General features: G+C 69.1%; 12 protein-coding genes. All 12 read left to right on the plus strand.

Going from position 1 to position 15,251, the window contains the following annotated elements:
* Positions 1–198 precede the first annotated feature (198 nt).
* The 12 genes from uvrC (at position 199) to ABCR94_RS23280 (ending at position 15,221) form a co-directional block, all read left to right on the plus strand.
* Complete coding sequence (gene uvrC, locus ABCR94_RS23225; protein WP_347121801.1) at positions 199–2,286, plus strand: excinuclease ABC subunit UvrC; 2,088 nt, start codon at positions 199–201, stop codon at positions 2,284–2,286.
* 14 nt (positions 2,287–2,300) lie between these two features.
* Positions 2,301–3,236, plus strand: a complete 936-nt coding sequence (rapZ, locus tag ABCR94_RS23230) for an RNase adapter RapZ (protein WP_347121803.1) — start codon at positions 2,301–2,303, stop codon at positions 3,234–3,236.
* 302 nt (positions 3,237–3,538) lie between these two features.
* Entirely contained in the window at positions 3,539–4,570 is a 1,032-nt protein-coding gene (locus tag ABCR94_RS23235; RefSeq protein WP_521977655.1) for a gluconeogenesis factor YvcK family protein, read from the plus strand.
* Complete coding sequence (gene whiA, locus ABCR94_RS23240; protein WP_347121804.1) at positions 4,561–5,550, plus strand: DNA-binding protein WhiA; 990 nt, start codon at positions 4,561–4,563, stop codon at positions 5,548–5,550. Before ABCR94_RS23235 ends, whiA begins: the two co-directional genes overlap by 10 nt.
* 163 nt (positions 5,551–5,713) lie before the next feature.
* Positions 5,714–8,680, plus strand: coding sequence for a M14 family metallopeptidase (locus ABCR94_RS23245; RefSeq protein WP_347121806.1), 2,967 nt, complete (start codon positions 5,714–5,716; stop codon positions 8,678–8,680).
* Between the two features lie 197 nt (positions 8,681–8,877).
* Positions 8,878–9,882 carry a type I glyceraldehyde-3-phosphate dehydrogenase gene (gene gap / locus ABCR94_RS23250; RefSeq protein ID WP_347121808.1) on the plus strand — a complete coding sequence of 335 codons (1,005 nt, stop codon included), beginning with the start codon at positions 8,878–8,880 and terminating at the stop codon, positions 9,880–9,882.
* Between the two features lie 107 nt (positions 9,883–9,989).
* Positions 9,990–11,201: a phosphoglycerate kinase gene (locus tag ABCR94_RS23255; RefSeq protein ID WP_347121810.1), complete on the plus strand. Its 1,212-nt coding sequence runs from the start codon at positions 9,990–9,992 to the stop codon at positions 11,199–11,201.
* Positions 11,202–11,207: 6 nt separating this feature from the next.
* Positions 11,208–11,987: a triose-phosphate isomerase gene (gene tpiA, locus ABCR94_RS23260; protein ID WP_347121812.1), complete on the plus strand. Its 780-nt coding sequence runs from the start codon at positions 11,208–11,210 to the stop codon at positions 11,985–11,987.
* A gap of 142 nt (positions 11,988–12,129) precedes the next feature.
* The gene (gene secG / locus ABCR94_RS23265) at positions 12,130–12,360 is read left to right on the plus strand and encodes a preprotein translocase subunit SecG (RefSeq protein WP_283516792.1); all 231 of its coding nucleotides are present in this window, start codon (positions 12,130–12,132) and stop codon (positions 12,358–12,360) included.
* 177 nt (positions 12,361–12,537) lie between these two features.
* On the plus strand, positions 12,538–12,873 hold the full coding sequence (locus ABCR94_RS23270; RefSeq protein WP_073790820.1) for an RNA polymerase-binding protein RbpA: 336 nt from the start codon (positions 12,538–12,540) through the stop codon (positions 12,871–12,873).
* 165 nt (positions 12,874–13,038) lie between these two features.
* A complete protein-coding gene (pgi, locus tag ABCR94_RS23275; RefSeq protein WP_347122037.1) occupies positions 13,039–14,721 on the plus strand; it encodes a glucose-6-phosphate isomerase in 1,683 nt (560 codons plus the stop codon).
* A gap of 5 nt (positions 14,722–14,726) precedes the next feature.
* Positions 14,727–15,221: a PH domain-containing protein gene (locus ABCR94_RS23280; RefSeq protein ID WP_521977657.1), complete on the plus strand. Its 495-nt coding sequence runs from the start codon at positions 14,727–14,729 to the stop codon at positions 15,219–15,221.
* Positions 15,222–15,251 lie beyond the last annotated feature (30 nt).

A 15,251-nucleotide genomic window follows, 5' to 3' on the forward strand; every position in this document is an offset into this window, starting at 1 on the left:
CCTACCACTGGCCGCCCGACCACTGGCCGCCCGACCGCGGACCGCCCGACCGCGGATCGGTCGGCGGATTCGGCAAGGGCCGCAGGTCGGGCAGCAGCCCTGGCACCGGATCGCATGGTGGGGGCGGGAAGCATCGAGTCCTCCCGCCCCCGGCCGGAGACAGCCGCACTGTCACTGGCCGCAAGTAGGGTGTCTGACATGGCCGACCCCTCCAGCTACCGCCCCAAGCCGGGACAGATCCCCGACTCGCCGGGGGTCTACAAATTCCGCGACGAGCACCGCCGGGTGATCTACGTCGGGAAGGCGAAGAGCCTGCGCCCGCGCCTCTCCTCGTACTTCCAGGACCTGGCGAATCTCCACCCGCGCACGCGCACGATGGTCACCACGGCCGCCTCCGTCGAGTGGACCGTCGTCTCCACCGAGGTCGAGGCGCTCCAGCTGGAGTACTCCTGGATCAAGGAGTACGACCCCCGGTTCAACGTCAAGTACCGCGACGACAAGAGCTATCCGTCGCTCGCCGTGACCCTGGGCGAGGAGTTCCCCAGGGTCCAGGTCATGCGCGGCCCCAAGAAGAAGGGCGTGCGTTACTTCGGTCCGTACGGACACGCGTGGGCCATCCGCGAGACCGTCGACCTGATGCTGCGTGTGTTTCCCGTACGCACCTGCTCGGCCGGAGTCTTCAAGAACGCCGCCAGGACCGGTCGCCCCTGTCTCCTCGGCTACATCGGCAAGTGCTCCGCGCCCTGCGTGGGCCGTGTCACCCCCGAGGAGCACCGCGAACTGGCCGACGAGTTCTGCGACTTCATGGCCGGCCGCACCGGCGCCTACCTGCGCCGCCTCGAACAGCAGATGCACGAGGCCGCCGAGGCGATGGAGTACGAGAAGGCGGGCCGCCTGCGCGACGACATAGAGGCACTGCGCCGCGCTCTGGAGAAGAACGCGGTGGTGTTCAACGACGCCACCGACGCCGACCTGATCGCCGTCGCCGAGGACGAGCTCGAAGCGGCGGTCCAGATCTTCCATGTGCGCGGCGGCCGGGTCCGCGGCCAGCGCGGCTGGGTCACCGACAAGGTCGAGGCCGTCGACACGGCAGGCCTCGTAGAGCACGCCCTTCAGCAGCTGTACGGCGAGGAGAAGGGCGATGCCGTCCCGAAGGAGGTGCTCGTCCCCGCCCTCCCGGAGGACGCCCCTGCCGTCTCGCAGTGGCTCGCCGAGCGCCGTGGGTCCAATGTGTCGCTGCGCATCCCGCAGCGCGGCGACAAGAAGGACCTGATGGCGACGGTCCAGCGCAACGCGCAGCAGACCCTCGTCCTGCACAAGACCAAGCGCGCCTCCGACCTGACGACCCGCTCCCGCGCCCTGGAGGAGATCGCGGAAGCGCTCGGTCTGGACTCCGCGCCGCTGCGCATCGAGTGCTTCGACATCTCCCACCTCCAGGGCGACGACGTGGTGGCCTCCATGGTCGTCTTCGAGGACGGTCTGCCCCGCAAGAGCGAGTACCGCCGCTTCCAGATCAAGACCTTCGAGGGCCAGGACGACGTCCGCTCCATGCACGAAGTGCTCACCCGGCGCTTCCGGCGCTATCTCCAGGAGAAGGAGAAGACGGGGGAGTGGACCGAGGCCGAGACCGGGGCGCCCCTCGATACGGCGGCCGAGACCTCCCACGAGGTGGCGGCGGACGCGGAGGACGACGGCAGGCCCAAGCGCTTCGCCTACCCGCCCCAGCTCGTCGTCGTCGACGGCGGGCAGCCGCAGGTGGCCGCCGCCCGGCGTGCTCTCGACGAGCTCGGCATCGACGACGTCGCGATCTGCGGCCTCGCCAAGCGCCTCGAAGAGGTCTGGCTGCCCGGCGAGGACGACCCGGTGGTGCTGCCCCGCAGCAGCGAGGGCCTCTACCTCCTCCAGCGGGTCCGTGACACCGCCCACGACTTCGCCATCCGCTACCAGCGGACCAAGCGCGCCAAGCGCTTCAAGGCCGGACCGCTGGACGCGGTCCCCGGCCTCGGCGACACGCGCAAGCAGGCACTGATCAAGCACTTCGGTTCGGTCAAGAAGCTGCGGTCCGCGACAATCGAGCAGATCTGCGAGGTCCCGGGGATAGGCCGCAAGACGGCCGAGACTGTCGCCGTGGTCCTCGCGCAGGCGGCTCCGGCCGCGCCTGCCGTGAATATGGCGACAGGAGAGATCATTGAAGACGACGAGGGTACTGCGGCGGCCGCACCCGCGGTCTCCCCGCCGGAGCGGGGACAGCAGGAACGCCCACCGGAACGGGGACAGCAGGAATGAGTGGGGGTAGCGAAATGACTGAGAACGACGGAGACGGAGCACAGGTGAGCACGGGCACGCCGCGGGAGACCGTGGAAGCAGCCGATCCACCCATCCCCGAGCTGGTGATCATCTCGGGCATGTCCGGGGCGGGCCGCAGCACCGCGGCGAAGTGCCTGGAAGACCTCGGCTGGTTCGTCGTCGACAACCTGCCGCCCGCCCTGATCCCCACCATGGTGGAGCTCGGTGCCCGCTCGCAGGGCAATGTGGCCCGCATCGCCGTGGTCGTGGACGTCCGTGGCCGGCGCTTCTTCGACAACCTCCGCGAATCCCTCGCCGACCTGGACGCCAAGCAGGTCACCCGGCGCGTGGTCTTCCTGGAGTCCTCCGACGACGCGCTGGTACGCCGCTTCGAGTCGGTACGCCGCCCGCACCCGCTGCAGGGCGACGGCCGGATCACCGACGGCATCGCGGCCGAGCGCGACCTGCTGCGCGAGCTGCGCGGCGACGCCGACCTGGTGATCGACACCTCCAGCCTCAACGTCCACGAGCTGCGCGCCAAGATGGATGCCCAGTTCGCGGGCGACGACGAGCCGAATCTGCGCGCCACGGTCATGTCGTTCGGTTACAAGTACGGCCTGCCGGTCGACGCCGACCTCGTCGTCGACTGCCGCTTCCTGCCCAACCCGCACTGGGTCCCGGAGCTGCGCCCCTTCACCGGGCTCAACGAGGAGGTCTCGGCGTACGTCTTCAACCAGCCGGGCGCCAAGGAGTTCCTCGACCAGTACACCGAGCTGCTCCAGCTGATCGCCGCGGGCTACTGCCGTGAGGGCAAGCGCTATGTGACCATCGCGGTGGGCTGTACGGGCGGCAAGCACCGCAGCGTCGCCATGTCGGAGAAGCTGGCGGCGCGCCTCTCCGCCGAAGGCGTCGAGACCGTCCTCGTACACCGGGACATGGGGCGCGAGTGAAGCTGCACCGGCCGGGCAGAGGCGGCGCAGGGACGCCGGGACTGCCTGCGGCCGCGCCCCGGGTGCCCGACCGCACTGTGCCCGCCCAGGCCCAGGCCGAGCCGCGGGCCCAGACGGACCCGCAGGCCCGGTCCCAGGCGGACCCGCAGGCCGAGCCGCAGCCCCAGACGGACCCCCAGCCCCAGCTCCGGCCCCCTGCCCGGGACCGGCTCCAGGACGGCACGCCCGCCACCGCCAAGGCGGGCACCTCGTCCCCCAGCCCGCCCCCGGACACCCCGGCGCCGTCCGTCCGCAACCTCCGGCTGCGGCGGCTGCGGCGACACACCCCGGAGCACGGCGAATCCGCCGCGCGCAGCAGCCGCAAGCGCGGCGCCCACCCCAAGGTCGTCGCCCTCGGCGGCGGCATGGGACTGTCCGCTTCGCTCACCGCGCTGCGCCGGATCACCGGCGACCTGACCGCCGTGGTCACCGTCGCCGACGACGGCGGCTCCAGCGGGCGCCTGCGCGACGAGCTCGGCGTCCTGCCCCCCGGCGACCTCCGCAAGGCGCTCGCCGCGCTGTGCGGCGACGACGACTGGGGCCAGACCTGGTCGCGCGTCATCCAGCACCGCTTCTCCAGCCGCGGCGACCTGCACGACCACGCCGTCGGCAATCTGCTGATCGTCGCCCTGTGGGAGCAGCTCGGCGACCACGTCCAGGCCCTTGACCTGGTCGGCAAGCTCCTCGGAGCACACGGCCGGGTTCTGCCCATGTCCGCAGTGCCGCTGGAGCTCCAGGCGCTCGTACGCGGCCATGACCCGCTGCGCCCCGACGCGGTCGATACGGTCCGCGGCCAGGCGACGGTGGCCCTGACCCCCGGCGAGGTGCAGTCCGTCCACCTGGTGCCGCACGACCCGCCCGCCGTCCCCGAGGCCGTCGCCGCGGTCCTCGACGCCGACTGGGTGGTGCTTGGCCCCGGGTCCTGGTTCTCGTCCGTGATTCCGCATCTTCTGGTGCCCGAACTGCTCGACGCTCTGGTCGAGACGAAGGCCCGCCGCGTCCTCTCGCTCAACCTCGCGCCGCAACCCGGAGAAACCGATGGCTTCTCTCCGCAGCGTCATTTGGAGGTTTTGGGACGACACGCCCCTAAACTCGCCTTGGACGTGGTGCTGGCCGACGAGGCTGCCGTGCCCGACCGCGATTCCCTGGCCGAAGCCGCAAGACGGTTCGGCGCCGCGGTCGAGCTGGCGCCGGTCGCCGCGCCCGACGGCTCCCCGACCCACGACCCGGAGCTGTTGGCCGCCGCGTACGACCGTATTTTTCGGATGCATGGAAGGATCGGCCCATGGCGATGACGGCAGCGGTGAAGGACGAAATTTCCCGGCTTCCCGTCACCCGGACCTGCTGCAGGAAGGCAGAGGTCTCGGCGATTCTTCGGTTCGCTGGCGGCCTGCACCTGGTGAGCGGCCGCATTGTGATCGAGGCGGAGCTGGACGTGAGTTTCGCGGCCCGCAGAATCAAAAAGGACATTCTTGAGATTTTCGGACACCATTCCGAGTTGGTGGTGATGGCCCCCAGCGGGCTGCGCCGCGGTTCGCGTTACCTCGTTCGAGTGGTTGCGGGCGGTGATCAGCTGGCTCGCCAGACCGGCTTGGTGGACGGCCGCGGCCGTCCCATCCGCGGACTGCCCCCACAGGTCGTCTCCGGCGCCACGTGTGACGCCGAGGCCGCCTGGCGCGGTGCGTTCCTCGCGCACGGTTCGCTCACCGAGCCGGGCCGCTCGTCCTCGCTGGAGGTGACCTGCCCGGGACCGGAGGCCGCCCTCGCCCTGGTCGGCGCCGCCCGCAGGCTCTCCATCGGGGCCAAGGCGCGCGAGGTGCGCGGAGTGGACCGCGTCGTCGTACGTGACGGGGACGCGATCGGCGCCCTGCTGACCCGGCTCGGCGCGCACGACTCGGTGCTGGCCTGGGAGGAGCGGCGGATGCGCCGCGAGGTCCGCGCCACCGCGAACCGGCTCGCCAACTTCGACGACGCCAACCTGCGCCGCTCCGCGCGGGCCGCGGTCGCCGCGGGCGCCCGGGTGGGGCGCGCGCTGGAGATCCTCGGCGATGAGGTGCCCGAGCACCTCGCCGCCGCGGGCCGGCTTCGCATGGACCACAAGCAGGCCTCCTTGGAGGAGCTGGGCGCGCTGGCCGATCCGGTGCTGACGAAGGACGCGGTCGCGGGCCGGATCCGTCGACTGCTGGCGATGGCCGACAAGCGGGCCCAGGACCTGGGCATTCCCGGTACGGAGTCCACGCTCACCGAGGAGATGGCGGACGGTCTCGTCGGCTGAGGCCGGACCGGCAACCCCGTAACGCTCAACCCACCGCTGCCGGCGTCCCCTCGGGGCGCCGGCAGCGGCATGTACTGCCACCCTGCGCCCTATTGACATGACCATGAACTGTCATGAGCCTGGCGTCTGTCCACTTAGTGGCAGACAACAGCAAGGGGGGCACATGAGACGCAGAGCGAGATCGATCCTCGCAGCGGGCGCATTGCTGATAGGCGGCATGGCGGCGGCACCCGCCGCGCAGGCCGAGGGGGCGGGCGCCGCGAAGGCGAGCACCGCGGACGCGGGCGCCGACGCGGTGAAGGTGTTCAACGCCGATGTCACCAAGGAACAGATACCGCTGGTCCTCGCGGCCGGCCAGGACGCCCATGAACTGGGCGAGCAGGTGCCGGACAAGGGCACCACGAAGGTCGAGCTCTTCCTGACCGACGCGCAGGCGCGTGACCTGGGGAAAAAGGGCGTCAAGGTCACGGAGCGCAAGGTCTCGGCCAAGAACGAGGCCCGGCTGCGGGCAGCGGGCGACGGGGTCTACCGTCCGTACAGCGGCCAGGGCAATCTCCAGGAAGAGATCGTGAAGACCGGGCAGGCGAACCCGGGCATCACCAAGGTCGTCTCCATCGGCAAAACCATCAAGGGCCAGGACATCCTCGCGCTCAAGCTCTCCAAGGGCGCGAAGAAGACCAAGGACGGCGCGAAGCCCTCCGTGCTCTACATGTCCAACCAGCACGCCCGTGAGTGGATCACCCCGGAGATGACCCGGCGGCTGATGCACCACTACGTCGACAGCTACGGCAAGGACCCACGGATCACGAAGATCGTGGACTCCACCGAGGTGTGGTTCGTGCTCTCCGCCAACCCGGACGGCTACGACTTCACCCACCAGGCCGGCGGTGAGCGCCTGTGGCGCAAGAACCTCCGTGACATCAACGGCGACGGCGCCATCACCACCGGCGACGGCGTCGACCTCAACCGGAACTTCTCCTACAAGTGGGGCTACGACAACGAGGGTTCCTCGCCGCGCCCCGTGAGTGAGACCTACCGCGGCACGGGTCCGGCCTCCGAGCCCGAGACCCAGGCCATCGACCGCTTCCAGAAGCGCATCGGCTTCGAGTACGGCATCAACTACCACTCCGCCGCCGAGCTGATCCTGTACGGCGTGGGCTGGCAGGTCGCCACCCCGACCCCCGACGACGTCCTCTACCGGGCGCTCGCCGGCACCCCGGAGAACTCCGCGGTCCCCGGCTACTACCCGCAGGTCTCCTCGGAGCTCTACACCACCAACGGTGAGGCCGACGGACACGCGGCGAACATCAACGGGACGATGATGTTCACCCCGGAGATGACCACCTGCCAGACGGCGTCGAACATCGACCCGAACGACCAGTGGCGGCCCGAGGACTGCCAGTCCGGCTTCAACTTCCCCGACGACGAGAAGCTGATCCAGGCGGAGTTCGCCAAGAACATCCCCTTCGCGCTCTCCGTCGCTGAGACGGCCTCCCACCCCGACCAGCCCTCCTCCGCGGTCGGCATGGCGGCCCCCGACTTCACCGTCGACGCCTTCAGCACCTCCTATGCGCGCTGGGACGACCAGGAAGTGGCCGTCACCGCCCGCAAGTCCGTACGCGACAAGGAACTGAAGTACCGCGTCAACGGCGGCCGTACGCACGACCAGGCGCTCAGGGCCTGGAAGGGCGGCGAGACGTACGGCGGCGAGGACAACCTCTACTTCGACGAGTACCGGGCGAAGGTCCAGGACGGCGACGTCGGCGACAAGGTCGAGGTCTGGTTCACCGGACGTACCAAGGCGGGCAAGCCCACCTCCAGTGAGCACTTCACCTACACACTGGCCGCGCGGCCCAAGGCCGAGACGCTGGTGATCGCCGAAGAGGGCGCAGCCGCCAAGGAGACCCAGAAGTACGTCGACGCGCTCAAGGCCAATGGCCGCAGCGCCGCCGTCTGGGACGTCGCCACACAGGGCGCCCCGCACGCACTGGGCGTCCTCAGCCACTTCTCCACCGCGGTCCACTACACCGGCGCCCAGGCCCCCGGCGGGCCCACGCAGCTGGCGGTCCGCGCCTTCCTCAACGAGGGCGGCAAGCTGATCGAGGCCGGTGAGCTGGCCGGCGGCAACGCCCAGGTCGGCCGCGCCGCGACCAACGACTTCAGCCAGTACTACCTCGGTGCGTACGGACGCACCTCGTCGCCCGGCGCCACCGGCTTCGCCGGAGCGGGCGGCCTGGCCGGCTTCACCGGACCGCTGGCCGGCACGGCGACCAATCCGCTGAACGCGGCGGGTGCGTACACCGTCACCTCCGACACCCTGCCCACCGGGGAGTTCCCGCAGTTCAAGAGCGCGCAGGCGGGCAAGTACACCGGGGTCACCAACCCGTACGCCCCCTACGAGGGCCAGTGGATGGCGGCCGCCACGCACGAGGACGGCGACTGGCGCAGGCTCGCCCGCACCGTCGACCTCACCGGGGTCGCCGCGGCCGACAAGCCCGCGCTGAAATTCGCGCTCAACTGGAACACCGAGGACGGCTACGACCACGCGGTCCTGGAGGCCCACACCGCGGGCGCCGAGGACTGGACCACGCTCCCGGAGGCCGGCGGCGCCACCTCGTCCACCGTTCCCGCGGAGTGCGAGGCCGGCTTCTTCATCAACGGCCACCCGTTCCTGCGCCACTACCTGACCCTGGACGCGGGCGGCTGCACGGCCACCGGCACCAGCGGCGCGTGGAACAGCTTCACCGGTGCGGCCAACGGCTGGCAGCAGGTCTCCTTCGACCTCAGCGCCTACGCGGGCAAGAAGGTCGAGCTGTCGCTGGGCTACATCACCGACCCGGGCAGCGGCGGCCGCGGCGTCTTCGCGGACAACGCCAAGCTGTTCGTGGGCGGCGCGGAGAAGGAGTCCGAGGGCTTCGAGACCTCGCTCGGCGCCTGGACGGTCCCCGGAGGCCCCGAGGGAAGTCCGGTTGTCGAGGGTGACTGGGTCCGCTCCCAGACGCTCTTCCAGTCCTACAGCGCCGTCACGACGCGTGACACCGTGCTGCTGGGCTTCGGCCTTGAGCACGTGCCGGCCGCCGCAGACCGCGCGGCACTGCTCGGAAAGGCGCTGCGCTCGCTGCGGAGCTGACTCCGAGTGACGAGGGCGCAAGCCCGTCGAAGGGCGGCGGCCCGTACTTCTACTGGGGAGTACGGGCCGCTGCGCGCCGTCCGGGACCACTCGATGTCACCCCGGCCTCCATGGAGAGGTAGGGTCGGAACCGGTCGGGGACATCCCATACATCTCGCCGGCGTCGAAACCCGGCGTACCAACGAGGAGATCGGTTCGTGACGATCCGCGTAGGCATCAACGGCTTCGGCCGCATCGGGCGCAACTACTTCCGGGCGCTGCTGGAGCAGGGTGCGGACATCGAGATCGTGGCAGTCAACGACCTGGGTGACACTGCGACAACTGCACACCTTCTGAAGTACGACACCATCATGGGCCGCCTCAAGGCCGAGGTGTCGCACACGGCGGACACCATCACCGTCGACGGCCACACCGTGAAGGTGCTGTCCGAGCGCAACCCGGCGGACATTCCGTGGGGCAAGCTCGGCGTCGACATCGTGATCGAGTCGACTGGCATCTTCACCAAGAAGGCGGACGCTGAGAAGCACATCGCCGGTGGCGCCAAGAAGGTCCTCATCTCGGCTCCGGCCAAGGACGAGGACATCACCATCGTGATGGGCGTCAACCAGGAAAAGTACGACGCGGCCAACCACCACGTCATCTCCAACGCCTCCTGCACCACCAACTGTGTGGCGCCGATGGCCAAGGTTCTCGACGAGAACTTCGGCATCGTCAAGGGCCTGATGACGACGGTGCACGCGTACACCAACGACCAGCGCATCCTGGACTTCCCGCACTCCGACCTTCGTCGGGCGCGCGCTGCCGCGGAGAACATCATTCCGACCACCACGGGTGCCGCCAAGGCCACCGCGCTGGTCCTCCCGCAGCTCAAGGGCAAGCTGGACGGCATCGCCATGCGCGTCCCGGTCCCGACCGGTTCGGTCACCGACCTGGTCATCACGCTGGAGCGCGACGTCACCCGCGACGAGGTCAACGCCGCGTTCCAGAAGGCCTCCCAGGGTGACCTCAAGGGCCAGCTGGTCTACACCGAGGACCCGATCGTGTCCTCGGACATCGTCGGCGACCCGGCCTCCTGCACCTTCGACTCTCTGCTGACCATGGCCGAGGGCAACCAGGTGAAGATCATCGGCTGGTACGACAACGAGTGGGGCTACTCCAACCGCCTCGTCGACCTCACGGTCTTCGTCGGCAACCAGCTCTGATCCGTACGGCAGGCACCTCGATGTGAGCACAGGGCCCGGGCGGCGCAATGAGGCGCTGCCCGGGCCCTGTCACGTGTTTTGTCTCCCAAGGAGTCCAGGAACAACAGATGAAGACCATCGACGAACTTCTCGCCGAAGGGGTCGCGGGCAAGCGGGTATTTGTCCGCGCCGACCTCAATGTGCCGCTCGACGGCACCACCATCACCGACGACGGCCGCATCCGGGCAGTCCAGCCGACGATCGAGAAGCTGGCCGCCGCGGGCGCCAAGGTTGTTGTCGCCTCGCACCTGGGCCGCCCCAAGGGCGTCCCGGACCCGGCCTTCTCGCTGGCCCCCGTCGCCGCACGCCTCGGTGAACTTCTCGCCACCGACGTCGCGTTCGCGACCGACACGATCGGCGAGTCCGCCACTGCCGTGGTCGCGGGCCTGGCCGACGGCCAGGTCGCCGTCATCGAGAACCTCCGCTTCAACGCCGGCGAGACCTCGAAGGACGACGCCGAGCGCGGCGCCTTCGCCGACCGGCTCGCCGAGCTCGCCGACGTATACGTTGGCGACGGTTTCGGCGCCGTGCACCGCAAGCACGCCTCCGTCGTCGACCTCCCGGCCCGTCTCCCGCACGCCGCGGGCGGTCTCATCGCCACCGAGGTCGGCGTACTGAAGAAGCTGACCGACGACGTCGAGCGCCCGTACGTCGTGGTCCTCGGCGGCGCCAAGGTCTCCGACAAGCTCGGCGTGATCGACCACCTGCTGGAGCGCGCCGACCGGATCCTCATCGGCGGCGGCATGATGTTCACCTTCCTCAAGGCCCAGGGCCACGAGGTCGGCACCTCGCTGCTCCAGGCGGACCAGGTCCCGAAAGTCCAGGAGTACCTGGAGCGCGCCAAGGCCAAGGGTGTGGAGTTCGTGCTGCCCGTCGACGTACTGGTCGCGCCCGCGTTCCCGGACCTCAAGACCAAGGCCCCGGCTCACCCGGCGACGGTCGCGGCGGACGCCATGCCGGCCGGTCAGATGGGCCTGGACATCGGCCCGGAGACCAGCAGGCTGTACGCATCGAAGCTCGCAGACGCGGCCACCGTCTTCTGGAACGGTCCGATGGGCGTCTTCGAGCACCCCGACTACGCCGACGGCACCAGGGCGCTCACCCAGGCCCTCATCGACAGCCCCGCCTTCACGGTGGTCGGCGGCGGCGACTCCGCCGCGGCCGTCCGCATCCTGGGCTTTGACGAAAACGCATTCGGCCACATCTCGACCGGTGGCGGCGCAAGCCTCGAATACCTCGAGGGCAAGACGCTTCCCGGCCTCGCCGCACTGGAGGACTGATCCCATATGAGCAGCACCCGCACCCCGCTGATGGCTGGCAACTGGAAGATGAACCTCAACCACCTTGAGGCCATCGCCCACGTCCAGAAGCTGTCTTTCGCGCTGGCCGACAAGGACTACGACGCCGTGGAGGTCGCGGTCCTGCCGCCCTTCACCGACCTGCGGTCCGTACAGACCCTGGTCGACGGCGACAAGCTCAAGATCAAGTACGGCGCCCAGGACATCTCGGCGCACGAGTCCGGTGCGTACACCGGTGAGATCTCGGGCCTCATGCTCGCCAAGTTCAGGTGTGCGTACGTCACGGTCGGGCACTCCGAGCGCCGCCAGTACCACGCGGAGACCGACGAGATCTGCAACGCCAAGGTGAAGGCCGCGTACAAGCACGACCTGACGCCCATCCTGTGCATCGGTGAGGGCCTGGACGTCCGCAAGGCCGGCAATCAGGTCGCGTACACGCTCGCCCAGCTCGACGGCGGACTGAAGGACATCCCGGCCGAGCAGGCCGAGTCCATCGTGATCGCGTACGAGCCGGTGTGGGCGATCGGCACCGGCGAGGTCGCCACCCCCGAGGACGCGCAGGAGGTCTGCGGAGCGATCCGCGGCCGGCTCGCTGAGCTGTACTCGCAGGAGCTGGCAGACAAGGTCCGTATCCAGTACGGCGGCTCGGTCAAGTCCGGGAACGTCGCCGCGATCATGGCGCAGCCGGATGTCGACGGTGCCCTGGTGGGCGGTGCGGCACTGGATGTCGACGAGTTCGTCAAGATCGTGCGGTTCCGTGACCAGTAGGGTGACCAGTGAGTAGGCCTTAGGGCCGATCCGTCGTAGTCTTGCGGGGGCCGGGGGCTGTGCAGACAGCCGTCCGGCCCCTGTCGTCGTATGTGAGTCCCGTCCGTTTGCGAAGTCCGAGGAAGTTGGTCCAGCCGTGGTTATGGGGTTCTCGATCGCCCTGATCGTCTTCAGCCTGCTGATGATGATGCTGGTTCTGATGCACAAGGGGAAAGGCGGCGGTCTCTCCGACATGTTCGGTGGCGGCATGCAGTCGTCCGTCGGAGGGTCCTCGGTCGCCGAGCGCAACCTCGACCGGATCACCGTGGTCATCGGTCTGTTGTGGTTCGCGTGCATTGTCGTTCTTGCATTGCTGATGAAGCTGGACAGCTGACCCGTCCTCCGATAAGGAGGCAGGGTGCGGCCTATCATGGGTCCAGCGTCTCCACGTGTCCTGGAGTGCGGATGTAACTCCAGTAGCGGGATGCGCGTTGGGCCCTCGATAGACCGGGGCGCAGCAGCCGAGCTGTTGACGACGCTTCGCAGCACCATCACGCAGGGAGTTACGACCGTGGCAAGTGGCAACGCGATCCGGGGAAGCCGGGTCGGAGCGGGGCCGATGGGTGAGGCTGAGCGCGGCGAGTCCGCGCCCCGTCTCCGCATCTCCTTCTGGTGCTCGAACGGGCACGAGACGCAGCCGAGCTTCGCCAGCGACGCGCAGGTCCCGGACAACTGGGACTGCCCGCGCTGCGGATTCCCGGCCGGCCAGGACCGCGACAATCCGCCGGCCCCACCACGCACCGAGCCGTACAAAACGCATCTCGCGTATGTACGGGAGCGGCGCAGCGACGCGGACGGCGAGGCGATCCTCGCCGAAGCGCTCGCGAAACTACGCGGCGAAATCTAGGAATTGTGTGGTCCGGCCGGATGCCCTCGGGTGTCCGGCCGGACCGCTTTGTCGGCCACCGCGTGCCACTGAGTGCTTCCGCATGCCGTCTGCCGCTCTGATCAATTAGGTTGGAGAGGCAGGCGGCATGGACGCAGGTACGAGAAGAATGGGCTGATGTCCGAGATGAACGCAGAGAGCCGCACCAGGCTGAACCGGACGACCGAGTGGACCGCTCTGGGCAAGCATCGTGAGCAGCTGGGCCGGACACATCTGCGCGAGCTGTTCGCGGACGATCCGCAGCGGGGCACCGGGTACACCCTCACGGTCGGCGATCTCCATCTCGACTACTCCAAGCACCTGGTGACCGACGAGACCCTGGGACTGCTGCGCGAGCTGGCCGCCGCCACCGGTGTCGCCGAACTGCGCGACGCCATGTTCCGCGGCGAGCGGATCAACATCACCGAGGACCGGGCGGTGCTGCACACCGCGCTGCGCGCCCCGCGGGACGCGTCGGTCGAAGCCGACGGCGAGAACGTCGTACCGGCCGTGCACGCCGTGCTCGACAAGATGGCGGGCTTCTCCGAGCGGGTCAGGTCGGGGGAGTGGACCGGTCACACCGGCAAGCGCATCAAGAACGTCGTGAACATCGGCATCGGCGGCTCCGACCTCGGACCGGCCATGGCGTACGAGGCGCTGCGCTCCTTCACCGACCGCGGCCTCACGGTCCGTTTCGTGTCCAACGTCGACGGGGCCGATCTGCACGAGGCCGTGCGGGACTTGGACCCGGCCGAGACGCTGTTCATCATCGCGTCCAAGACGTTCACCACGATCGAGACCATCACCAACGCCACGTCCGCGCGCGACTGGCTGCTGACGAACCTCCGCGCCGGTGACGAGAGTGCCGGTGGCGAGAGTGCCGGTGACGGAGCCGTCGCCAAGCACTTCGTGGCGCTGTCCACGAACGCCGAGAAGGTCGCCGACTTCGGCATCGACACGGCCAATATGTTCGAGTTCTGGGACTGGGTCGGCGGGCGCTACTCGTTCGACTCGGCCATCGGCCTGTCGCTGATGATCGCCATCGGCCCCGACCGCTTCCGCGAGATGCTCGCCGGTTTCCACCTCGTCGACGAGCACTTCCGCACCGCGCCCGCCGAGGAGAACGCGCCGCTGCTGCTGGGCCTGCTCGGTGTCTGGTACGGCGGGTTCTTCGACGCGCAGGCGCACGCCGTCCTCCCGTACAGCCACTACCTGTCGAGGTTCACGGCGTACCTCCAGCAGCTGGACATGGAGTCCAACGGCAAGTCCGTGGACCGGGACGGCAACGCCGTCGACTGGCAGACCGGACCCGTCGTCTGGGGCACGCCCGGCACCAACGGGCAGCACGCGTACTACCAGTTGCTGCACCAGGGGACCAAGGTCATCCCGGCGGACTTCATCGGCTTCGCCAAGCCGGTCGCCGACCTGGCCCCCGGCCTTGAGACCCAGCACGACCTGCTCATGGCGAACTTCTTCGCCCAGACCCAGGCGCTGGCCTTCGGCAGGACGCCGGACGAGGTACGGGCGGAGGGGGTGGCCGAGGAACTGGTGGCGCACAAGACCTTCCAGGGCAACCACCCGACAACGACGATCCTCGCCGAGGAGCTGACCCCGTCCGTGCTGGGCCAGTTGATCGCGCTGTACGAGCACAAGGTGTTCGTACAGGGGGCCGTCTGGAACATCGACTCGTTCGACCAGTGGGGCGTGGAGCTCGGCAAGGTCCTCGCGAAGAAGATCGAGCCCGTGCTGACCGAAGGCGTCCAGAGCGAGCAGCTGGACAGCTCGACTGCCGCACTCGTCGGCAAGTACCGCACGCTGCGCGGCCGTTGAACTCCATAGAGGCCACCGTCCGGCTGAGGCCGCCGAACAACACGCTGGACGGGCGGGTCGTCGGCTGGTGGCGCACGCAGTGGCTGCTGATTGTCCTGCCCGTCGTGGCCGTGTTGGTCGTGCTGGGCGTGCTCATCGCGCCCGCACGGCCGTGGCTGCTGCTGTCCGCCGCCTTGGTCGGGGTGCCGGGGCTCGCCTGCGCTTTGTTCCTGCCGCTGTGGTGGTTCCGGGTGCACCGCTGGGAGGTCACGGAGGAGGCGGTGTACGTCCGTACCGGCTTCTTCTGGCAGGAGTGGCGGATCGCGCCCATGTCCCGGATCCAGACCGTGGACACCGTGCGCGGGCCGCTGGAGCAGGCGTATCGGCTCTCCACCGTCATCGTCACCACCGCCTCCTCCAAGGGCGCGGTGAAGATCGAGGGGCTCGACCACGAGCTGGCCGCGTCGCTGGCCGAACAGCTGACACGGATCACCCGGGCGACGCCCGGGGACGCGACGTGACCGAGGTGAGGGCGGAAACGGGAGTGAAGG

Origin of the sequence: Streptomyces changchenzhani, from assembly GCF_039766235.1 — a bacterium.
GTDB lineage: Bacteria > Actinomycetota > Actinomycetes > Streptomycetales > Streptomycetaceae > Streptomyces.